Annotated in this window: 20 protein-coding genes, 2 tRNA genes and 1 other annotated feature; of the genes, 9 read left to right on the plus strand and 13 right to left on the minus strand. The window is 52.3% G+C overall.

What is annotated here, in order from left to right; genetic code table 11:
* Nucleotides 1–47 precede the first annotated feature (47 nt).
* The 6 genes from KNP76_RS14035 to KNP76_RS14060 form a co-directional block, all read right to left on the minus strand.
* Nucleotides 48–1,103, minus strand: coding sequence for a PQQ-dependent sugar dehydrogenase (locus tag KNP76_RS14035; protein ID WP_371816257.1), 1,056 nt, complete (start codon nt 1,101–1,103; stop codon nt 48–50).
* Nucleotides 1,104–1,139: 36 nt separating this feature from the next.
* Nucleotides 1,140–2,600: an MDR family MFS transporter gene (locus tag KNP76_RS14040; protein WP_214844883.1), complete on the minus strand. Its 1,461-nt coding sequence runs from the start codon at nt 2,598–2,600 to the stop codon at nt 1,140–1,142.
* Nucleotides 2,601–2,774: 174 nt separating this feature from the next.
* Complete coding sequence (locus tag KNP76_RS14045; RefSeq protein WP_051622701.1) at nt 2,775–4,070, minus strand: ABC transporter substrate-binding protein; 1,296 nt, start codon at nt 4,068–4,070, stop codon at nt 2,775–2,777.
* Nucleotides 4,071–4,251: 181 nt separating this feature from the next.
* Nucleotides 4,252–5,232: an aspartate--ammonia ligase gene (gene asnA, locus KNP76_RS14050; RefSeq protein ID WP_214844884.1), complete on the minus strand. Its 981-nt coding sequence runs from the start codon at nt 5,230–5,232 to the stop codon at nt 4,252–4,254.
* 67 nt (nt 5,233–5,299) lie between these two features.
* Nucleotides 5,300–5,541: a binding site (T-box leader), on the minus strand.
* A gap of 106 nt (nt 5,542–5,647) precedes the next feature.
* Nucleotides 5,648–6,553 carry a carbohydrate ABC transporter permease gene (locus tag KNP76_RS14055; protein ID WP_251137502.1) on the minus strand — a complete coding sequence of 302 codons (906 nt, stop codon included), beginning with the start codon at nt 6,551–6,553 and terminating at the stop codon, nt 5,648–5,650.
* Complete coding sequence (locus KNP76_RS14060) at nt 6,550–7,455, minus strand: carbohydrate ABC transporter permease (RefSeq protein WP_034815814.1); 906 nt, start codon at nt 7,453–7,455, stop codon at nt 6,550–6,552. Before KNP76_RS14060 ends, KNP76_RS14055 begins: the two co-directional genes overlap by 4 nt.
* Before the next feature lie 244 nt (nt 7,456–7,699).
* Between KNP76_RS14060 and KNP76_RS14065 the strand changes: the two genes are divergently transcribed.
* From KNP76_RS14065 to KNP76_RS14075, 3 genes are all read left to right on the plus strand, one after another.
* The gene (locus tag KNP76_RS14065) at nt 7,700–9,385 is read left to right on the plus strand and encodes a formate--tetrahydrofolate ligase (RefSeq protein WP_214844885.1); all 1,686 of its coding nucleotides are present in this window, start codon (nt 7,700–7,702) and stop codon (nt 9,383–9,385) included.
* Nucleotides 9,386–9,404: 19 nt separating this feature from the next.
* Nucleotides 9,405–10,334 carry an alpha/beta fold hydrolase gene (locus KNP76_RS14070; RefSeq protein WP_251137503.1) on the plus strand — a complete coding sequence of 310 codons (930 nt, stop codon included), beginning with the start codon at nt 9,405–9,407 and terminating at the stop codon, nt 10,332–10,334.
* A 179-nt stretch (nt 10,335–10,513) separates the two neighbouring features.
* Complete coding sequence (locus KNP76_RS14075) at nt 10,514–13,063, plus strand: SH3 domain-containing protein (RefSeq protein ID WP_214844886.1); 2,550 nt, start codon at nt 10,514–10,516, stop codon at nt 13,061–13,063.
* A gap of 41 nt (nt 13,064–13,104) precedes the next feature.
* Here the strand turns inward: KNP76_RS14075 and KNP76_RS14080 are convergent, their stop codons facing one another.
* The 3 genes from KNP76_RS14080 to KNP76_RS14090 are packed head-to-tail and all read right to left on the minus strand — an operon-like array spanning nt 13,105 to nt 14,431.
* Nucleotides 13,105–13,518 (minus strand): hypothetical protein, encoded by a 414-nt coding sequence (locus KNP76_RS14080; RefSeq protein WP_034808598.1) that lies wholly within the window; start codon nt 13,516–13,518, stop codon nt 13,105–13,107.
* Nucleotides 13,515–14,069: a hypothetical protein gene (locus KNP76_RS14085; RefSeq protein ID WP_034808600.1), complete on the minus strand. Its 555-nt coding sequence runs from the start codon at nt 14,067–14,069 to the stop codon at nt 13,515–13,517. Before KNP76_RS14085 ends, KNP76_RS14080 begins: the two co-directional genes overlap by 4 nt.
* A gap of 2 nt (nt 14,070–14,071) precedes the next feature.
* Nucleotides 14,072–14,431, minus strand: coding sequence for a hypothetical protein (locus KNP76_RS14090; protein ID WP_034815819.1), 360 nt, complete (start codon nt 14,429–14,431; stop codon nt 14,072–14,074).
* Between the two features lie 129 nt (nt 14,432–14,560).
* Here KNP76_RS14090 and KNP76_RS14095 point away from each other — a divergent pair.
* From KNP76_RS14095 to KNP76_RS14110, 4 genes are all read left to right on the plus strand, one after another.
* Nucleotides 14,561–14,634: transfer RNA gene (locus KNP76_RS14095), tRNA-Gly, on the plus strand.
* 18 nt (nt 14,635–14,652) lie between these two features.
* A tRNA-Gly gene (locus KNP76_RS14100) sits at nt 14,653–14,726 on the plus strand.
* A gap of 165 nt (nt 14,727–14,891) precedes the next feature.
* Nucleotides 14,892–15,692 (plus strand): MBL fold metallo-hydrolase, encoded by an 801-nt coding sequence (locus KNP76_RS14105; RefSeq protein ID WP_214844887.1) that lies wholly within the window; start codon nt 14,892–14,894, stop codon nt 15,690–15,692.
* Between the two features lie 390 nt (nt 15,693–16,082).
* On the plus strand, nt 16,083–16,289 hold the full coding sequence (locus KNP76_RS14110) for a DUF3006 domain-containing protein (protein ID WP_016508383.1): 207 nt from the start codon (nt 16,083–16,085) through the stop codon (nt 16,287–16,289).
* A gap of 39 nt (nt 16,290–16,328) precedes the next feature.
* On the opposite strand, the gene KNP76_RS14115 is transcribed toward KNP76_RS14110, so the two are convergent.
* Nucleotides 16,329–16,847, minus strand: coding sequence for a TlpA family protein disulfide reductase (locus tag KNP76_RS14115; protein WP_235193460.1), 519 nt, complete (start codon nt 16,845–16,847; stop codon nt 16,329–16,331).
* 108 nt (nt 16,848–16,955) lie between these two features.
* Between KNP76_RS14115 and KNP76_RS14120 the strand changes: the two genes are divergently transcribed.
* Nucleotides 16,956–17,813 (plus strand): aldose 1-epimerase family protein, encoded by an 858-nt coding sequence (locus KNP76_RS14120; protein WP_211779934.1) that lies wholly within the window; start codon nt 16,956–16,958, stop codon nt 17,811–17,813.
* Between the two features lie 33 nt (nt 17,814–17,846).
* Here the strand turns inward: KNP76_RS14120 and KNP76_RS14125 are convergent, their stop codons facing one another.
* From KNP76_RS14125 to KNP76_RS14135, 3 genes are all read right to left on the minus strand, one after another.
* On the minus strand, nt 17,847–18,065 hold the full coding sequence (locus tag KNP76_RS14125) for a PspC domain-containing protein (protein ID WP_034806882.1): 219 nt from the start codon (nt 18,063–18,065) through the stop codon (nt 17,847–17,849).
* 18 nt (nt 18,066–18,083) lie between these two features.
* On the minus strand, nt 18,084–18,788 hold the full coding sequence (locus tag KNP76_RS14130) for an SDR family oxidoreductase (RefSeq protein WP_214844888.1): 705 nt from the start codon (nt 18,786–18,788) through the stop codon (nt 18,084–18,086).
* Nucleotides 18,789–18,867: 79 nt separating this feature from the next.
* The gene (locus KNP76_RS14135; RefSeq protein WP_214844889.1) at nt 18,868–20,103 is read right to left on the minus strand and encodes an LCP family protein; all 1,236 of its coding nucleotides are present in this window, start codon (nt 20,101–20,103) and stop codon (nt 18,868–18,870) included.
* A 194-nt stretch (nt 20,104–20,297) separates the two neighbouring features.
* Here KNP76_RS14135 and KNP76_RS14140 point away from each other — a divergent pair, with 194 nt between their 5' ends.
* Nucleotides 20,298–21,212: a hypothetical protein gene (locus KNP76_RS14140; protein ID WP_211779936.1), complete on the plus strand. Its 915-nt coding sequence runs from the start codon at nt 20,298–20,300 to the stop codon at nt 21,210–21,212.
* Nucleotides 21,213–21,318 lie beyond the last annotated feature (106 nt).

Consider the following 21,318-nt stretch of genomic DNA (forward strand, 5'->3'; position numbering starts at 1 on the left):
ATGTTTTTCACATCCGAACTCACGTTCATCCCATGCCTAAAGGCGGGCTATGCCCGGTATGGGCTTTCCTGCTCGTATAATCTGTAATACAGCACGTCCCCTTCGAGCCAGACGTCACGTATCCTGCCTTTATCCTCGATGATCGAGAGCACGTCACGCGTCTCGCGATCGAGGGCGACGAGACGATTCCCGCGCAACGTTGCCATATAGATGTATTCCTCATCCGCGACGATTCCGGACGGGGCCCACGAGGTCGAACCGACTTCGAACCATGGCGTCTCGAGCCCGTCCGCGGTCTCATCCGCCTCAATCAACGGCCATCCATAATTTTTTCCTTGCTCGATGCGATTGACTTCATCGTGACCGGATGCCCCGTGCTCACTCGCATAGAGGACATCGTCAACACTCGCCAACCCTTGCGGATTACGGTGACCTGAAGAATAGATCCAGTCAGTCGGTTCCCCTTCACCGGACAGCGGAATTCGAAGAATCTTCCCAGCGAGCGACGTCTCATCTTGGGCGATGTCAGGGACGAGCGCATCGCCGTTCGTCACCCAAAGCGCCTCACCGTCCAAAAGCAATCGGCCGCCGTTATGGAACTGCGCACCCGGGATGTCTTCGAGGATGACGTCCGTCTCGACGAAGCGATCCTCTTCCCATGTCAGTTCGACGACACGATTTTGGACGTTGCCTGGTGTGCCGTACGTGTGGTAAGCGTACAGTTGGCGCGAGGTGTCGAAGTCCGAAGCGAGGGCGAGGCCGAGTAGCCCTCCTTCGCCAATCTCGAGCACCGCTTCAGTCAACTCGACGGTTTGCCGGTCCACGTTCCCTTCCTCATCGATGACGGCGATCGTACCACCGCGTTCTGAGACGAGCCAGCCGTCTTCGATCCTTGCAATGGACCACGGCGCTTCGAGTTGGCTTGCGACACTCGTTCCGACCGACAAGCCTTCACCCTCGTCAGTCGTTTGTTCGTTTTCAGTCTCGTCCGTTTGTTCAGGCGCCTGTTCAATCGGTGTTTCGTCTTGCGCTCCATCCTCTGCCGGTTCGGTTGCACATCCGGCGACGAAGATGAGGCCTAACATGAGAATCCATCGTTTCACGATAATCGCCTCCCTTGTCTCCATCATAACGCGATTTTAGTTGTCGCGTGAAGGCTCGGGTGGGTGCACCGGCAAACGAAGCGCGATGAGAAGCGCGATGAACGCGGCAAGCGCGGCCCCGGCAAAGACGGTGTTCAAGCCATCTGCAATCAACTGCTCACCTTGCAGACGGACACCCGTCTCAAGCGCCGTGCTCGCGGCCCGGTTAAAGAACGATTCGAGCGAGACGCCACGTAGCGCCTCTTCCGTCCGAAACCCGCTCAAGACGATGAAGTTAAAGACGGCCCCGAACACGGCGACGCCAAGCGTTTGACCGACCGTGCTCAAAAATGAGTTCGCGGCGGTCGCCGTTCCACGCTCCCGATATGAGACGACCGTCTGCAAGACGACGATAAACATCGGTTGCGATAATCCGAAACCGACGCCAATTAAGGCGACGGCGAGATAGACGAACACGTCGGGACTCGCTTGCGTGAGGCTCGTCAGAAGAATCGTACCGAAAAGCAACAGGCTCATCCCCGATACGGCGCGGCGTCTCGGGGAAGCCGCACCGAGCGTCCGGCCGCCGATAATCGAGGTGACCGTCCACGACACGGAGAGCGGCATGAGCATGAACCCTGCCTCTGTCGCCGTCTTCCCGAGGACCGCCTGTGCCCAAATTGGAATATATGCCGACATCGACACGAGCACCCAGGCCGCAAAGAAGACGGCCCCGTTAATCGACGCGATCACCGGATGCTTTAACAGCGCGAACGGGAATAGCGGTGTTTTGGCACGACGTTCGGACACGTAAAAGCTGGCGAGCAACAACAGACTCGCCACCCCACTGATGACGACCGGAGACGTCCAAACGTTCGTCTCGCTGAACGTGATGAGGGCATACAGGAATGCTGACGTCCCTCCCGCAAACAACAGGGCACCTTTGACATCAATCCGCTCCGTCGTCTCGCTCACATTTTCTTTATAGAAGGCGACAATCATCAAGAACGAGAGGAGCGCAAACGGAACGTTCAGTAAAAAGACGTAACGCCAAGACAATGTCTCGACCAAAAAACCACCAATTACAGGACCCAACACACCGGAGACCCCCCAGACGGCACTCAAGATTCCTTGAATCTTCCCGCGCTCCTCGTATTTATACAAGTCCCCGATAATCGTCATCGAGATCGGCAGCACCGCACCGGCGCCAAGCCCTTGTAGCGCCCTGAAAATGATCAGTTGTTCCATCGACCCGGCAAGCCCACAGAGAAGCGAGGCGACCGTGAACAACCCGATTCCGAATAAGAGTACGCGTTTACGTCCGAACAAGTCAGCCACTTTCCCGTAAATCGGGGTCGAGACCGCCGTGAACAACAAATACGAGGCGAACACCCAACTGACGAGCGCGGCGCCGTTCAACTCGCTCGCGATGACCGGTGTCGCGACGGACACGACCGTCCCTTCAATCGCGGCTAAAAAGGTCGCAAGCAGTAAGGCGACCGTGACATTCTTTCTCATCCCATTCATCTCCCCAACAAAATAGTGGCGTCGGTCAGTCCCGAACGCCACCTCAACTGTCTATTATTTTGTCTGAGCGACGCTTGTTTGACAAGAGAGAATACTTAAGCAAGAGAATGATTTCAGTTTATCCAAAAAAAACAGGCGCGAAGGGGTCATTTCGCGCCCGTGTCTTCATTTCGTCTTATCAAGCCAGACTTTCGTGAAGTCTTGCAACATCTCGTCTCCGGTCTTTTGACCGCCGACGTACGCCTGCATCAACGCACCGTACTCATTGACGGCACCGTCTGGATATTTGAACCAGTTCCACGAGATGGTCTTGCCTTCATTCGAGTAGGCGAGAATATCATCGGCGAGCGGGCCGAGGTCGTTCGCTTCAATCGACTTAAACGCCGGGATGAATTTGAACTTGTTGACCATATAGTCTTGTCCCGTCTCAGATGTCGCCATCCACTCGAGGAAATCCTTCGCTTCTTCTTTATATTGTGAGTTCTTGTTGACGACCCAGTTGTTCGGGACGCCGACCGGCAGACGGTCCATCTTCTCTTTGTCATCATTGATTGGAATCGGCACGAAGCCCATCTCGATGTCCGGATTCACGTCGAGAATCATCTGTTGGGCCCAGTTCCCTTGCTGGAGCATCGCCGTCTCGCCTTGAGCGAACTGCGTGACTTGCGTGTTGTAATCTGTCGTGAGCGGGTTCTTGTTCCCGTATTTGATTGTGAGGTCGAACAGTTTCAAGAACTGTTGGAACTGCTCGTTGTCTTCGAATTTCGCTTTATTGTCGTTCAACGCCTGAATAAAGGCATCTGGGTCGTCTTGCTGCGCCACCGGGATATTCAATAGATGGATACCGAGAATCCAAAACTCAGCGTACCCGACCGAAAATGGCGTGATGCCCGCTTGATCGAGTTTTTCCGCCGCCTCCGTCAACTCGGACAACGTCTTCGGCAATTCGTTGATTCCGGCCTTTTTGAACAGCTCTTTGTTATAGATGAAGCCATATCCTTCTAGGTTCATCGGCATGCCATACAACTTGCCGTCCATCGTCATCGGCTCTTTGGCGACGTCGCTCAAGTCGCCGACCCACTTCTCATCCGAGAGGTCTTCAAGTTTGTCTTGCCACGTCTTCGCTTCTGTGAAACCGCCGTTGTTGAAAATGTCCGGCTCATTGCCCGAAGCAAATTGTGATTTCAACGCCGCACCGTAATCGGCACCGCCTCCGACCGTTTGCACCGTCACTTTGACGCCTGTTTCTTCTTCGTATTCTTTCGCCATCGCCTCGAGGTCTTTCGCGATTTCAGCTTTGAATTGGAACACGTTCAACGTCACTTCTTTTTTCTCGCCTTCGTTCGCGTTCGCATCGTTCGACCCTTCGTTCTCAGTGAGCGAACCGCCTCCACACGCCGCAAGCGTCATCACCATGCCCGCCGTCATGACGGCCGTGGACAGTCTCCATGTTCGTTTCATCCTGATTCCTCCTTTGACAGTTGATGGGTTCACGCAATCCCATCGGCACATCCTTAATGTAAATGAAAACGCTTCCATTATGTAGGTGTAAAAATTGACGTGTAGGGTGGAAAATGTTGCACAGAAAACCAGGACTTCCATAAATGAAAGTCCTGGTGACGAGTTTCTTCTATATTATTAATTACAGCAAGCTGATGCCGGCTTCCTCACATGCGGCCACGACTTCACTCGGCCAAGCCGATGATTGGACTTCACCGATGTGACGGGCCCGGAGGAGATACATCGCGACACGCGACTGTCCGATTCCGCCGCCGATTGTAAGTGGCAGACGTCCTTCAAGAACAGCCTGGTGGAATGGGTACTTCCGCTTCTCTTCAGCGCCTGCGATTTCAAGTTGCTTCGCAAGGGCCGCTTCATCGACACGAATACCCATCGACGACAATTCGAACGCAGACTCGAGTTCAGGGTGCCAGACGAGGATGTCGCCGTTGAGCGACCAGTCGTCATAGTCTGCCGCTCGACCGTCATGCTTCTCACCTGAAAGGAGGGCGCCTCCGATTTGTGAGATGAACACTGCACCGTATTCTTTACAAATCGCGCTTTCCCGATCTTTTGATGAGAGCGTCGGATAGGCGTCTTCGAGTTCTTGGCTCGTGATGAAATGGATCGCCTCAGGAAGAATCGCTTTGATGTCATACTTCGCCTCGACCGTCTTTTCCGTCTCTAGAAGAGCCGCATAAATCGATTCGACCGTCGCCTTCAAGTAATCCGTCGTCCGCTCTTCACGGGTGATGACGCGTTCCCAGTCCCACTGATCAACATATAGCGAGTGCGTCGCATCGAGTTCCTCGTCGCGACGAATCGCACGCATCTGTGTGTAGAGCCCTTCCCCGGCAGCGAACCCGTAACGCCCGAGCGCCTCGCGTTTCCATTTTGCGAGTGACTGGACAATCTCGAGCTCATGTCCCGGGTACTGTGTGTCGAATTGGATGATGCGTTCCACACCGTTCAAATGATCGTTCACACCGCTCGCCGACGTGACGAACAACGGAGCTTGGACTTGCGTGAGACCGAGCGCCGTGCTGAACTTCTCTTCGAACGTTGCCTTTACCGTCGTGATCGCCTGTTGCTTTTCCTTCATCATGCTTGTTGCTGTTGTCATTTTGTCTTCCTCCAATTGTGGGATATTTAGGACGGAGCAATAGAAAAAAGCCCTCCAATCCCATGGACTATGGGACGGAAGGCTTCAAGCTCCGCGGTGCCACCCAAATTAGTAGACGAATCTACTCACTTTTTCGAGACGAACATCTCGTAGTTCCGATAACGGGGAACGGTCCGGCTACGTCTACTTGCAAAGCGTTCGGGTAGCGACTCCAGGAGGTTCTTCGACAGAGATTTCAGACCGGGCTCTCACCGCCCCCGGCTCGCTTTGCTTACGTCTTCTGTGTACTCGTCCTTTCAATGTCGTTCACAATTGAATTGACCCTATTATTATCAATATTCAGACGAATGTCAACAGTCTTTTTCAAAAAAATTTCTCCCCCGTGTAGCGGACGGGGGAGATCCCTTGGGAAGGGTTATTTGATCGAGCCGCTCGTAATCCCTTTGATAACATGCTTTTGCATACCGAAGAAAAAGACGAGGAGCGGAACGATCCCAAGGACTAATCCAGCGAGTGCCAAATCCCATTGTTTCGTATATTGTCCGAAGAAATAGAACGTCGCGAGCGGAATCGTGCGCAGCTCGATGTCTCGGAGGACAAGTGAAGGTAAGAGAAAATCGTTCCAAATCCATAGGCTATTCAAGATGACGATCGTCACCGTGATCGGTTTTAATAGCGGGAAGACGATGCGCCAAAACACACCCCACGTCGAGCAGCCGTCGATAATCGCGGCTTCTTCAATTTCCTCGGGAATCGATTTCATAAAGCCGTGATATAAGAATACCGAAATGCCGGAACCAAAGCCGAGATACATAATCATCAAGCCCCAATGGCTGTTCAACAACCCGAGAATGCTCGACACCTTGACGAGCGGAATCATGATTGACTGGAACGGGATGACCATCGCTGCGACGAACAAGAAGAAGATGACCGTCGAAATCCAATGTTTCGTCCGCACGAGCTTCCACGCCGCCATCGACGTGAAGATGACGATGAAGAGATTCGCCCCCCCCGTGATGAAGAGCGAGTTAAAGAAGACGCGCCCATAGTTCATGGCTTCCCACGCCTCTGTATAGTTCGATCCGAGCCAAACGTTCGGCAATGCCGACGTATTTGTATAAATCTCCGCAATCGATTTGAACGAATTGACGATCACATAATAGAACGGCACGAGATAAAGCAGACCGAGTAAGATGGCAACCAGTTCAACTAGACCGAGACTCGCCGTATAGCCTCCGGTACGGAGCGGTTTTTGGGGCAACAGCCGCCTCGGGGTTTGATCAAGTTTTGACTCCATCTGTTCAATTTTTTCCGTCGTCATGCTTCCACCTCCCGCTTTTTCGTCAAGTAGACTTGGGTGACCGTAATCGCTGCGACGACGAGGAAGAAGATGACCGCCTTGGCCGACCCGAGTCCGTAATTATTGTTCACGAACGATTCCGTGTAAATGTTCAAAGCGAGCATCTCGGTCGATTTGAACGGTCCGCCGTTCGTGAGCGACAAGTTCGTATCGAACACTTTGAACGACCAGGAAATCGTCAAGAACAAACAAATCGTGATGGACGGCATAATCATCGGCAGGGTGATATGACGTAACATCTTCAACCGATTGGCCCCATCGATTTTGGCTGCTTCGAGAAGGTCCGTCGGCACGTTTTGGAGTGCCGCGATGTAGATGACCATGACATAGCCGCCGCCTTGCCAAATCGCGACGATGACGATTCCCCAAAACGCCGTCTGGGCATCCCCCAACCACGGCAGTTCGAACAAGCGCCACCCGGTGAGTGAGCCAATCGACTCAAACCCTTTAACGTAGATGAACTGCCAGATGAACCCGAGGATGAGTCCGCCAATCAAGTTCGGCATGAAAAAGACCGTCCGCAGCAGATTGCGCGTCTTTATGTTCAACGTCAGCAACAATGCGAGCGAAAACCCGACGACGTTCGTCAATAAAACGGCGACGAGTGTATATTTCGTTGTGATCCAAAACGACGCCCGAAACTGTTCATCTTCAAACAATAGACGCTCATAGTTGTCGAGTCCGATGAAGTTCAACTGTCCGGTCACCCCGTTCCAATCCGTGAAACTGTAATAGATTCCGTTAAAGAACGGGATGAGAACGATGGCCACGAACGCCAAAAATGCTGGGCCGACGAAGCCGATAAAACTGACCGATTTCTTCCAATTTCGTCTTCGCTTCGTTCGTTTCGTTTTATCTGTCATGTTGATCGCCTCCACTATCAATTTACATGGATACCAACGTTATGAAAACGGATACATTTGACGGAATGGGTGGAATATATTGAACTTACCGGATGAATTTCAAGCAGCGATACTGTATGATATACACAATGACAATACGAACGAGACCGTTCAAATAAGCGAAACAGATTCATTTACGGATCGATTCACGAATGAAACGATTACTTTATTAACAAAACGTTCGAAAGTGGAGGGAATTTTGTATATGACGACCATCAAGCCATTGACCGACCTGACGATTGCCCAACAAGCCGAGATGCTCCCTATCAAACAGATTGCAGAAAAGCTCGGATTGAAAGAAGACGACCTCGATTTGTATGGCAAATACAAAGCAAAATTATCGTTCGATTTGCTCGACGACGTGAAGACGCGGACGGATGGGAAACTCGTTCTCGTCACGGCGATTAACCCAACACCAGCCGGCGAAGGGAAATCGACCGTCACCGTCGGACTCGGACAAGCGCTCAATCGTCTCGATAAGCAAGCAATCGTCTGTCTCAGGGAACCCTCCCTCGGCCCGACGATGGGCTTAAAGGGCGGTGCGGCCGGCGGTGGCTTCAGCCAAGTGTTGCCGATGGAAGATATCAACCTGCACTTCACTGGTGACATGCACGCCATCACGGCGGCACATAATACGATTAGCGCGATGCTTGATAATCACTTACATCAAGGGAACGACCTCGGGATCGACGTCCGAAATATCGTCTGGAAACGCGTCCTCGATTTGAATGACCGAGCACTTCGTAACGTGACAATCGGCCTCGGTGGTCCCGTTCACGGTGTCCCGCGGGAAGACGGGTTCGATATCACCGTCGCCTCAGAAATCATGGCGATCCTCTGTCTCGCCGACTCTCTCAGCGACTTAGAAGCTCGCATCAAGCGCATCGTCGTCGCCTACGACCGTGACAACGAACCGGTCACGGCCGAACAACTCGGCGCAGCCGGTGCGGCGACGTTGCTTTTAAAAGAGGCGTTCAAACCGAACTTGGTCCAGACGCTCGAACAGACGCCGGCCCTCGTGCACGGTGGACCGTTCGCGAACATCGCCCACGGATGTAACTCCCTCATCGCCACGAAGACCGCATTAAAGCTTGGGGAGTACGTCGTCACGGAGGCGGGATTCGGGGCTGACCTCGGTGCCGAAAAGTTTTGCCACATCAAATCACGCATCGGCGAATTGAGCCCGGATGCCGTCGTCCTCGTGGCGACCGTCCGCGCACTCAAGATGCATGGTGGGGTCGCGAAAGACGCGCTTCACGTCGAACATGTCGAAGCTGTCAAACGAGGGCTGCAGCTACTCGCGAAACATGTCGAGACGATGGCGAAACTCGGCCTCCCGGTCGTCGTCGCCCTTAACCGCTTCAACTCCGATACGGAAGAAGAGCTCGCAGCGGTCCTCGACTGGTGCCGCTCGCAACAAATCCGCGTCGCGCTCAGTGAAGTGTGGGCACACGGTGGACAAGGCGGTGAAGCACTCGCCGAGGCCGTCATTGCAGCGGTCGAGTCGAACGAGGCGGCCCTGACTCCGCTCTATGAGCTGACCGCATCAATCGAAGACAAAATCACGACCATCGCTCGGGAAGTGTACGGTGCATCGTACGTGACGTTCACGGCGAAGGCCCGTAAACAGATGGCCCACATCCAAGCGAACGGATGGGCCGATTTACCAATCTGTATGGCGAAGACGCCGTTCTCGCTCTCGGACGACCCGACAAAAGTCGGCTATCAAGCAGGCTTCACTGTCACCGTCCGTGAATTGAAACCGTCCGTCGGCGCCGGCTTCCTCGTCGCGTTGACAGGTAACGTCTTGACGATGCCAGGGCTCCCAAAACAACCGGCCGCACTCAACATGGGAATCGATGCGACCGGTAACGCGATCGGACTATTTTGAATACTTCGGAGGGATGAGCTTGAACGTTACAGTGCATACGTATGCAGACGGATATCGGACGAACATCTTTACTGTGAGAGCGACGAACGCCGTCGCCGACTGCTTTTTGTTCCACGGCATGTTAGAACATCATGAACGCTATCACGAGTTCGCTAGACACTTGGCGGAAAATGGTTTTAATGTATATGTTTGTGATTTACGTGGTGCAGGTGCGCTCGCGAAAGAACAAGGGAGCTACGCGCATTTGCTTCCAAATGAAGGGTTTCAGCAGATGGTCACGGATGCGATGCACGTCATCGAACAGTATGGGAACGGCCTGCCGATTTTCGTGCTCGGACATAGCTTCGGGTCCCTCTTGTCGCGGCGGCTCGGCCAGGTGATGGGCCATCGACTCGCAGGCGTGGTCGCCATCTCCCCTCCGCCTGGGTCCGGGGTCATCGGTCGAATCGGCCGGTTCGCCATCGATGCGACCATCCGTCGAAAAGGGAGCGATTATCCGTCGCGCCTGTTCGAGCGTCTACTGTTCGGTCGCTATAATCTGAAGTTCTTACCCGCAAAAACGGAAAGCGATTGGATCTCAAGTGACCCGGAAGAAGTGACGTCGTACCGGAACGACCCGCACTGCGGCGGACTGCCGACACTCGGGTACTTATATGAGGTGGCAAGCGCCTCGCTCGACGTCACCTCGCTCCCACGAATCCACGAACATCCGAAGACGCTACCGCTCCTGTTCGTCGTTGGGGCGGACGATCCGGTCGTCCATGACGGGGAAGGCTTGAAAGGAATGGTAAGGAACTATCAGATAGCCGACATCGAAGTGACCGTCCTATCTTATGACGGGGCGCGCCACGAAGTGTTACGAGAGACGAACCGGACCGAGGTATGGAACGATATCACGGCTTGGCTACTACAGACGACTTCTATCCCACTTGAAAAAACCTCCATTTAATAGGAGGTTTTTTCTTTTTGTAAAATTCATACATACGTATTCTAAATCATTTACCTTTTTTGAAATTTTTCATCTTCTTTCCATTTTTTCTGTACGCTATACTTAGACCGCACACTAAAAAACTACCAGTTATGTATAGATTCACATGGATTGAAAGGGGTAACACATTGAAACCAACGATGACAAGACTCAGCGTGGCCGTCCTCGTCTCGAGCACTGTGCTCAGCACGATCGGCCCGATGCAGTCATACGCAGCAACATACGAAGGCACGGTAAACACCTCTATTTTGAATGTACGGTCTTCGACGTCGACCACTTCAACAATCGTCGGCAAGTTGACGCAAGGAACGACGGTCCATGTCTATTCGACGAGCAACAATTGGGCCGAAATCGATTTCCAAGGCCAAAAACGGTACGTGTCGTCTTCTTACTTGACGCTCAAGCCGACCGTTGCGAAAACGAGTACGACCCAAACGTATACAGCCAACGAGAACGTCAACATGCGCTCGGCAATGACGACGACCGCTCCAATCGTCACGACGATTCCAAAAGGCGCGACCGTCACCTACGTGTCGACACATGGCGCGACGGGCTCATGGTTCAAAGTGACATACGGCGGGAAAACAGGTTACGTGGCACAACGTTACTTCACACTCTCAGGAGGTGGAACGGTGACTCCTCAAGCAAACGCCACGCATACGACTGTCAACAACACGTCGATGCATAGTTCGATGATTTCAACGGCACCTGTTCTCGTCACGATTCCAAAAGGCGCAAGCGTGACACACGTCTCGACGCACGGGGCGACCGGATCTTGGGCGAAAGTGACGTACGCAGGGAAAACCGGCTATGTGGCCATGCGCAACCTGCAAGCCATCGTCACGTCAGCACCAACGACGCTCTACGTTAAGACGGCGACGAGCGTGTTCAGCTCGACATCGACGACAGGGCAATCTCTCGGTACGTTAGCAGTCGGATCGAGTGTACGACTTGTCTCGACACACGGAGCGACCGGGTCTTGGGCAAAAGTGACGGCCGGGGCATTGACAGGCTATGTCCCGATGCGTAACTTGTCTGAAACGGTAGTCGCCGCACCGGTGACACCTTACTACGCGCAACGGGCCGCGACGATGTATTCGTCTATGTCAACATCACGGACCGTTGTTCAATCGATTCCAGTAGGCGCGAAAGTCGATCACCTTTCTACTCATGGGGCGACAGGGTCATGGTATATGATTCGTTACGCCAATAAAACAGGATACGTGGCGGCTCGTGATTTTTCACTAACTGCCCCGTCCACTTCAACCGAACAATACGGACCAGAGCGTGAAGTCCAAGTCGTCTCAAACAATACACCTTTAAACGTACGTCCGACCCCATCGACTAATAATACAGCCATCGGAACGCTCGCTCATGGAACCGTCGTCAACGTGAAGCCTGTCTTGAATACAGAATGGGGAATCTTGACGAGCGGTAGTTTTGTCGGAGGCTACATTCATTTAAGCTATACAGCACCCGTCTCGACGACACCGCCAACTACCGGCATTCAACGGGTCGTATCTCATACGTCTTATCCAATCTCTGTGCGTGCCATGGCGGAACGTCAAGTCGCTCAGTTTGGTCAAACAGATGCGCACCGTAGCGCCCCAGCTTATTTACCGCGTGCCTGGGTAAGTGTGAGCGGAAATACCGGTACCATCGTAAATAATCAACTTCGCGTCATCTCTGGAGTGGGGACGGCACTTAAAATGTCGGCCTCTTCTACTGCAGTCACAATCGCGACGATACCTAACGGGACGAACATCGAGTATGTGGATCGGCAAGTTGTCGGCACAGCTGTTTGGTATCGCGTCAAATATGGCTCTATGACTGGTTTTGTTACACCAAGTTCGGTCGTTGGTGCAGCTAACATCCTTAGTCAACCGAGTTTGACATCACACGCATACGGTCAAATTAATCCTGGCGAGACTGTTACCATCACTGGTCAGACAGGCACTTACTATACGGTTTCCTACCGCCGCCCTGCAGGACATAATATCCGAATATTTGATAATGTGTGGCGTCGAGCCTCTGTGACAGATCTCGAACCGTTTGTAAACCCGAATAACTTCGACCAAAATTCCCAAGCGTTCTATCAGTTCCTTGATTTATCAAAGAGCGCCGGGACGACTGCAGCGACATTAAATAGAGTGCTCACAAATAGCGGCACACTAACGAACCAAGGGCAAGCATTCATTAACGCTGCAAATCAATATAGCATTAACGAAATTTATTTACTGGCACACGCCGTCCATGAGACAGGTCACGGAAAATCCTTACTCGCTCAAGGGGTGCCGGTCGATAAAGATGGGAACGCCTTAATCAACTCAAGCGGGACTCGAATCCACCCAGATCGCGAAGTCGCTGCGACTGTCTACAATATGTACGGAATCCAAGCCGTAGATAGCAGTCCGCTCGCCACAGGAGCTAAATTCGCCTTCGATCAGAAATGGTTCACTCCTGAAGCCGCCATCGTCGGTGGAGCTTATTGGATTGGTGCGAGTTATATCAATCACCCGACGCATAAACAAAATACGCTTTATAAAATGCGATTCAATCCTGCCAACCCGGGCGTGCACCAATATGCGACCGATATCGGTTGGGCGACAAAACAGACGACACGCATTTATCAAACGTACCAAACACTTGATTCTTATACACTTCACTTTGATGTACCAAAGTTCCAATAACAAACAAGAGACACGAGCCAAACTTGGCATCGTGTCTCTTTTCATGTCCATTCAATCGAATCGATGATCGCTTCAATCTCTAATTTTTCATCCGTCCGTTTATCGGCGACGTACGTCAAGAACAAGAGACGTTTTCCGTCGGTGAGCGACCAGACGTCGAGATGCATCCCGTCCTCAATCCCACTCGCATAAGCGGTCGTCATGCCTGCCGACTGATCGGTCACACTCGGCGCGACTTTCACATCAATCGGAAATTCTCCTAAGAACGTGTTCAGCTCTTGGAGCGCCGCATCCTCCGGGCGCTGTTCGGCCTCCGCCTCATAGATGGACATCTGTAACGTCCCTTGCGCGTCAGGCTCAACCGAGTAAAAACTGACGTGATCTTCTTCTTCGTTATATTCAAAGTGTTCTGGATACGCCAAACGAATCCAGCCATCGATTTCATATTCTTTCATGCAGTCTTCTCCTTCGTCTTTTTAAATGCTAAGCCGGTCACCATCTTGGCTTGGAGCGCATATTTTAATCGCTCCGTCACGTACAGGCGTTGGCTGTTTACGTCTTGGGCAATCATATGCCCAAATAAATTCATGCGAACGGTTTGATGCGAGAGAAAATAAAGGCGTTCGGAACTAAGGGGACGGTATTCTCCAGAGTCCTCCAAATGCTCGATTTCAAAACGTCTCAACACGTTGAGGGCACAATATTCGTCGGATCGCCCCGTCGTCGTATGCAACTCGACACGGACGAGCTGGACGTCATATGGACATAGGTTCATAAAGATTGGCGCGATTCGTTCATGAATCAAGAGTACGCCCATATCGCTCTCAATCAAATCAGGCAGCGTCCCTTTGTCTTGCGAGATGCTCAAGACGACGTATGGACGTTCTGTCGGTGCGAGCAATTCCCCTTTAAAGAAGCGGAATCGTTGTATGCCGGTCAATACACGGGCCCGCCAAGCATTTCCGCGCGCCTCCGCTTCAATCCGATACAGCCTCTCTCCACTCACGACTACTCCCCCTTCAATTGTTTGAGCGCCTCGACGAATCGGTCCCACTCCTGATTGTCACAGACGACCTTACTTTCAATTCCCCATTCTTCCTCAATCTTCAAACGTACCTCGTTCGACTCGACGTGACGTTGAAGCGAGGCAGCGCCAAACCGAATCGAGGTCGGTTCAATCGTGAGTTGCTCGAACGGCCGGCTGACCCACTTGACACGCTCCGTCCGTAAAATGACCGACCAGTCCCGGTCGTGCCGAAACGAAAACGTCCAATCTCGGAGGTTGATCGTCCGCTCGGTTTCTTTCGCTTGTTTCATCATCCGAAACCCTTCGCTCATCAACTGCAAATACGACTTCCGTTCGCTCATGACCGCTCACTCCCCTCTTCTATTATCTTAGCAAGATAACGTACCGCGCCACAACCAATGTTTTTTCAAAAAAAGGTTTGCAAACTCAAATTCCTATGCTATTATATTTATCGTAACGTTAAACGTTTCGCGGGTGTAGTTTAATGGTAAAACCTCAGCCTTCCAAGCTGATGACGAGAGTTCGATTCTCTTCACCCGCTCCATTTTAATTAAATCAATTTGCGGGTGTAGTTTAATGGTAAAACCTCAGCCTTCCAAGCTGATGACGAGAGTTCGATTCTCTTCACCCGCTCCAACTATCGACATATACGCGAGAATCGACTCGCACACATAACCCGCATGGTGCACATCATGCAACGAGCAGGAAGTCTTCGGACTTCCTGCTTTTTGTTTACCACGATAACGCATACGTCGCTTGAATTCGGGAAAAGGTAGATAGATTCAAAAGGAGGGATGCGCCGTGATTCAAGTTCGCTTACAATCGTTCACCGTATATGAAAGTGCGCTCATGCGTACGACATCGACATTGATTCATACGGAGGAAAGCCTCATTTTAGTTGACCCGAACTGGCTACCGGAAGAAGTCGCCATGATTCGCCGAGACATCGAGCTGACTCGCGACGGGAAAAAGCTATACGTCATCTATACGCACCATCATTACGACCATTTGATTGGTGCCTATGCATTTCCGGATGCAACCGTCATCGCCTCACGGGCGTTCGTCGAGACGAACTCGGACGAACAGCTTCAAGAAATCCAATCGTTTTATGAACAAAACTATATCGACCGACCGATTCAAAAGCCAAACGTCGACCTCATCATCGCCGAAGACGGTACGCTCGAGCTCGGTGCGACGCCAATCACGTTCTATTTGACGCCAGGTCACGACTCGACGCATCTGTCGCTCGTCGTCGAACCGCTGAAACTTCTCATCTGTGGAGACTACGGATCGAATATCGAGCCGCCGTTTATCGAACACGACGCCGAAGCGTACGTCAATTCGTTGCAGACGTTACAGACCGCCGTGTACGAGCATGAAATCCGCTGGCTCGTCTCGGGCCATGGCGACGTCTGCGACGACCGAAGCAAGATGATTGAACGACTGAGCGCTGCCGAGGAATATATTTTAGCGTTGCCCGAAGAGCGCGTATGGTCCCCACTTTGGCCAAGACACGCCTTCTTCGATCGTGTCCACGAACGGAACCGTAAACATGTCGAACAAAAGATGCAAGAACGCGAAGCCCGCCGACAAGATTATTAACAAAAAAATCGCAACGTCTCCCCAAGACGTTGCGATCCCCCCTATGTAGAACTATTTCTTTGTGACGCGTTCTGAACGGACCGTGAACATACGGTCAATCCCAAAAACCGTCGCGCCTGCGAGTGCAAGCATCCCTATCATGGCTGTTGAAAACATTGACCATACCCCCATTGTTCACAAATTCGTCATAATCACCCCGTGGTTTTATTATAGAAGAAACTTTTCTAAAAAGAAAGCGTTTTCTTCAAACTTTATTCACATTTTCTCTGAATTCGTCCATTCTACGCTTTTGTGCAGACCGATGCAAATATGTGTAGGTTTTGTGGAATGTGGGAATACACTCTATAAGAATAAAAGAGACAGAAAGCTGTTCGTTGAGGAGGAAGAGGCATGATCAAGTATGGCACGTTGGTGCGAGTCGAAGGGAAATATGCCGTGTTACGTTGGAATAACGGCTCGAGCTTTATCCCTAGACGATTCTTGCCATCAGAAGCACGAGTTGGCGATACCATCATCCGAGACAATCACCACTATTATCTCGAAGAAGACATGACACCGAATTTTGACGCATTGATTAAACAACATTATAAAAAGTAACAAAAGCAGACCGGCCCGTCCCAGTCTGCTTTTGTCTGTTCAGTTCGTCTGGTCGTGCAACCAATCGAAGTCGACGGGACCGACTTGTTTCGCCGTCACGACACCGTCCGGGCCAATCACATACGTCGTCGGGAGCGCGACGACGCGATACGTCTTCTCGACAGTACCCGCTTCATCCAACAGGACCGGGAAACTGACGGGCACTTCTTTTAGAAACGCTTCAACGTCGGCTTGGCCGCGTCGTTCGTTTTTTGTGACGTTGATTCCGAGGACCGGGATCCCGGTCTCTTCACCGAACGTAATGAGTTCCGGCAGTTCCTCACGACACGGCGGGCACCACGTCGCCCAAAAGTTTAAGACGACCTGCTCGCCGACATAGTCAGAGAGCGAGACGGTTGCCCCGTCGACCGTGCCGAGCGTAAAGTCAGGCGCGCGTTGGCCAATCTCGAGCCCCCCTAGAACAGACGTGTCACCGTTGATGCTCATCGGTTCGGGCTGTTGACTCGCCTGATATTCGCCATACCCTTTATACGCCAGGCCGCCTATTAGCGCCAGCATAATCAGTCCTATGAATAGTTTATGAATTCTCATCATTTACCCCTTGTCGTCTTTGCGATGCATTCTCTACACTTAACTTATCATATCCATACAAAAGGAGCACACCACATGATATCTCTCCAAAATAAAAACGTACGCGTCACGCTGAAAGCACACGGCGCCGAGATGACGAGCTGGCAAGTAGACGGGACCGAACTTCTCTGGCAAGGCGACCCGACCTACTGGGGACGCCAAGCCCCAATCCTCTTCCCGTTCGTCGGCCGCTTGCTTGACGACTGCTACCGCTACGACGGATCGACTTACACGATGAGTCAACACGGGTTCGCGCGCGATGCACACTTCGATTTGATTGATTCATCTGATACGCACGCCCTCTTTGAACTACGAGACTCTGCCGAGACGCGGAACCATTATCCGTTCACCTTCACGCTTCAAATCGCATACCGTTTGATTGGTCAAGAGCTCTCCATCACCTATCGCGTTCATAACCCCGGCGACGCCATTCTCCCGTTTAGCATCGGCGGTCATCCCGCGTTCAACATCCCGTTCGCGGGTGGAACGTTCGAAGATTATACGATCGATTTCGGGACGTCGCGGACGCTCGACCGTCTCCTGCTCGAAGGGCCGTATTTGACCGGGGCATATCAACCGCTCGGGGATCGGCGCTACATTCCCCTCAACCACCAATTGTTCGACCAGGACGCCTTGATTTTCGAGAATGTCGATTATGCGGCACTACGTCACGAGCCTTCAGGCAGCGCCATCGTCATGGAATGCCCGGCGTTCACCCATTTCGGCATTTGGTCGCCACCGAAGTCAGATGCGCCATTCGTCTGCCTTGAGCCTTGGTTCGGGCACGCTGACTATACCGGTCACCGGAAAGACATCCGTCAGAAAGAGGACATGCAGCTCTTGCCTCCACGTGAAACGTTCGAGGGCACTTACACGCTCTATCTCGAGACATGAAAACAGGCTGACCGCGACGGGTCAGCCTGTTGGTTAATAACGGCTCTCTTGCTCCGCCTCATACTCTGAAGGCGGTTTTTTCATGACGATGGCCAAGACGATATAGATGAGGATCCCCGGTCCGCCGAACAGCGCCAGCGCAACGAAGATGATACGCATGAGTGTCACATCGACACCGAGATATTTCCCTAAGCCGGAACAGACCCCGGCAATCATTTGATCAGACGGGTCTTTATATAGTTTACGTTCCATCAAATCACATTCCTCCCTTTATCGTTGTGGCCGACGAAGCGTCGTCCGTCCTGCCGTCGCAGCCTCGCCGCGACTATCAAAGTCAAGCGCCTCATTGATTGGGGTACTGCCGGACATGATTTCAATTCGGCGGCCATACAAACCGCGATTGTCGAGCGAGGCAGCAATCACCGTGGCGACATCCGTCTCAGAAATCGTCGCACCGTTCGGGTCGTTCAAGTCTTCAGACGCTTCAATCGAGCCTTTACCGGCTCCATCGACAATGGTCACTGGGCAAATGATCGTATAGTTTAAACCGCTATGTTCGATATACTCATCGGCTGCGTTGTTGGCTGACAAAAAGTTAAACAGTTCTTTCGGGGCGGCGTCTGGTTGATCGGCACCGTATGCGCTGAGCAAGACGACGTGACGGACACGCTCTTTCTTCGCTGCGTCGATCGCTTTCATGGCGACGCTTCGATCGAGCAGTTCGATTTCCTTACTCGACCCGTCGGCACCAGCCGTCGCGGCGATGATGACCGCGTCTTGTCCGGACGTCGCTTCGTGAATCTTCTTGTCGAGTTCTTTCTCGACATCGACAGTCAGCACGCGCGCACCCATCTTCTCGTACTCTGCTTGCAGTTCAGGATAACGAATTAAAGCGGTCACTTGGTGAGTTTTCGCCAAACTTTTCAAGACGCGTCTTCCGATCTTGCCGGTTGCTCCAATGACTAAGACTTTCATTCAAATTTCCCTCCTCAAAAGAGTAGTTCATTTGATTAAAATTCCTCTTTCGCCATGGAATCAAACCCGTTTCGCAAAATTATCTGACAGTTCCCCATAACGTTAAGTCGAGCGCGTCCCGAATCGCTTGTACACTGGCCTCGTTCGGCTGATAGTAGTAGACGTTATTGATATAGGCATCCTGCCCTTCGACTTGCATCTTGTTGACGTCCGGACGAAGGAGCATCGTCAAGCCGACGGATGCCATCTGGAGCGGGTTCATCTCGAGTCCCATCTCGTCTTTCATAAAGCGGTACGTCGCAGGAATCTTCGTCCATCCCGATGGACTCGCCAGCTTGTCGGCCACGGCCGTCATCACTTCCGTTTGACGGCTCGACCTCGCCCCGTCCGTATCGGATTTCCGGTGTCGTGCATAGGCGAGAGCCATGTCGCCATCCATCGAGTAGGAGACGCCTTCCGTGTACTCATACGTTTGGTTAAACCCTTTCTCGCTGAACGAATGGGTCGCCGTCACATTGACGCCACCGACCGTGTCAATCAACTCCATGAACGTCTCGAACGTGATGACGATTTGCCCGTCGACGGACGCCTCGGTCAACCCTTCGACCGCTCCGACCGTACACGTCGCGCCACCATAGGCGAAGGCATGGGTAATCTTATCCCCTTCACGGTCCGGTTCACACGGAATTACCGTATACGTATCGCGTGGAATCGAGACGTTTTGCACCGTCCGCGAACGGGGGACGAATTCAATCAGTTGAAGCGAATCCGTCCGAGAACCCGAGAGCGATTCACCAACCCGGGCGTCGCTGCCCATGACGAGGAACGTGAACGGATTCGTCGCCATATAGCCGACAATTACCGTAACGAGCAATAAGAGAAGAGCCGCCTTCCCTTTCCAACCGCGGCGCTTCCGCTTTTCTTTCGGTGGCTGTTCCCGCGGCGGCGGTGTGTCCCGTCTCGGTTCACGGCGTTTCGCTTCAGCCGAGTGCGCTTTTTGGTCCCGCGCTTCCCGTTTGCGTTTCGAGCCTTTCCCGAGCGGCAACCGCCATTTCGGTTTCGGCGTCCGCACCGTCTTCTTTCGATCACGCTCTTGTTGATTTTTGCCTTGCTGGCTCTGATTCGGCGAGTGTCGTTCGTCTTGTGTCAAGAACGGATGCTCTGACTCCTCGGTTCGGTTTTCCGACTCTACGGGCGAATCTTCGCCTTGGTCATGACTGTCATTATCTTTATGTTGTCGCTCAGCTTCAGCCTGTTCAAGCTCAAGCTCTCGCTTCCGTCGTTCGACGCGAGACAAACGTTGCTCTTCATTCATAGTGGATACCTCTACCTTTAGATTTTCTTCTATTATTGCGGACAAATCCGCTTCTGACAACGGGTGTCGGAAAAATCCGTCTTAAGCATGAGGCCGGAGGATTGTTTCAAATGAAAACCGGGAAAGGAATATTAATTGGTGTCTGCCCATTTCAGGCAGACGGTTCGACGTCCTCTTGAAAGGAGGGAGAGCAAATGCGCATCGGGAAGCTTCGAATGTTGTTAGAGCAGTACGGTGAGGCCACGTTGCGAGACATCATCGTTGAGATGTATCGCCATACCCCAAAGCACGTGATTGAAGAGAAAGATGTTGACTTCATGCTCAGTCAATTCACACGCTATAAAGAGCAAAAGTCATCTGAGGAGCGTCATTCGCTCTCACAAACCATTATTCTCGCCGAACGTTTTGTCGAGCTCGCTTACGATCATTTATATGTGCTGCCGAATCAAGTCATGACCGAGCGTGATCAAAAGAACTGGTACATTCACGCGAAGAAAATCATTCGGGATTTGACATACTATGCCGAAGAAGACGCCGATGCCCGGACGATGTACGAAGAAATGTTCTTCCTCCTCTCGTCTTCCGCGGGTGAAGAGCCACTGTTCACGACGAGCGACCCGTTCCGTCTCCTGAAACTCTCCCAAACCGACATGTTGACCCAACTCATTTACTACTACCGCCTTGATGCACCGAATGCCGAAGTGTGGATTGATCGATCGCTTTACACCGCACTCCACGTTGCGAAAGACGTCGATTCGTCCCGCGTCGATTTGCTGTCGACGCTACTCGCCCATCCGTTCACCTCTACAGAATGGTCGACGTTCCACCACCGCGTCGTCACCCTTTGCGACCGTATGTTGGCGAAAGCGGCTGACGACGAACACGCACTTGAAGACTATCAAGCCCTGAAAATGCTCGAGCTCGAGCTGCTCGTCGAGCGCGGTCACTTGTCGGAAGCAGAGCAAAAACTATTCGCCGAATATATCCCCTTCTTTTCACATCGTTCCGAACCGTTCAAAGTGTATATCGACTTGCTTGAAAGTCGCGGTCATCTCGATGAGACGAAGCGATTGCGGCGACTCGCCAAAGAGAAACGAATCCCGTTTTAGGGGTTCTTTTTTCATGTGACGGTTTGTCAAATTAAGCGCAACACTTCCTCCGTGAAGGCCTCGTGTGCGGTCTTCCAGCCCAGACATTTCCTCGGCCGCCCGTTGA

Origin of the sequence: Exiguobacterium sp. s150, from assembly GCF_018618435.1 — a bacterium.
Classification (GTDB): Bacteria; Bacillota; Bacilli; order Exiguobacteriales; family Exiguobacteriaceae; genus Exiguobacterium; species Exiguobacterium alkaliphilum.

Coding starts and splice junctions, on each gene's coding strand:
- KNP76_RS14065 (WP_214844885.1), top strand. CDS start 7,700: ATGACGACCATCAAGCCATTGACCGACCTGACGATTGCCCAACAAGCC.
- KNP76_RS14110 (WP_016508383.1), top strand. CDS start 16,083: ATGATCAAGTATGGCACGTTGGTGCGAGTCGAAGGGAAATATGCCGTG.
- KNP76_RS14080 (WP_034808598.1), bottom strand. CDS start 13,518: ATGAAAGAATATGAAATCGATGGCTGGATTCGTTTGGCGTATCCAGAA.
- KNP76_RS14075 (WP_214844886.1), top strand. CDS start 10,514: ATGACAAGACTCAGCGTGGCCGTCCTCGTCTCGAGCACTGTGCTCAGC.
- KNP76_RS14120 (WP_211779934.1), top strand. CDS start 16,956: ATGATATCTCTCCAAAATAAAAACGTACGCGTCACGCTGAAAGCACAC.
- KNP76_RS14055 (WP_251137502.1), bottom strand. CDS start 6,553: ATGACGACGGAAAAAATTGAACAGATGGAGTCAAAACTTGATCAAACC.
- KNP76_RS14060 (WP_034815814.1), bottom strand. CDS start 7,455: ATGACAGATAAAACGAAACGAACGAAGCGAAGACGAAATTGGAAGAAA.
- KNP76_RS14130 (WP_214844888.1), bottom strand. CDS start 18,788: ATGAAAGTCTTAGTCATTGGAGCAACCGGCAAGATCGGAAGACGCGTC.
- asnA (WP_214844884.1), bottom strand. CDS start 5,232: ATGACAACAGCAACAAGCATGATGAAGGAAAAGCAACAGGCGATCACG.
- KNP76_RS14090 (WP_034815819.1), bottom strand. CDS start 14,431: ATGAGCGAACGGAAGTCGTATTTGCAGTTGATGAGCGAAGGGTTTCGG.
- KNP76_RS14045 (WP_051622701.1), bottom strand. CDS start 4,070: ATGAAACGAACATGGAGACTGTCCACGGCCGTCATGACGGCGGGCATG.
- KNP76_RS14115 (WP_235193460.1), bottom strand. CDS start 16,847: ATGCTGGCGCTAATAGGCGGCCTGGCGTATAAAGGGTATGGCGAATAT.
- KNP76_RS14125 (WP_034806882.1), bottom strand. CDS start 18,065: ATGGAACGTAAACTATATAAAGACCCGTCTGATCAAATGATTGCCGGG.
- KNP76_RS14135 (WP_214844889.1), bottom strand. CDS start 20,103: ATGAATGAAGAGCAACGTTTGTCTCGCGTCGAACGACGGAAGCGAGAG.
- KNP76_RS14040 (WP_214844883.1), bottom strand. CDS start 2,600: ATGAGAAAGAATGTCACGGTCGCCTTACTGCTTGCGACCTTTTTAGCC.
- KNP76_RS14140 (WP_211779936.1), top strand. CDS start 20,298: ATGCGCATCGGGAAGCTTCGAATGTTGTTAGAGCAGTACGGTGAGGCC.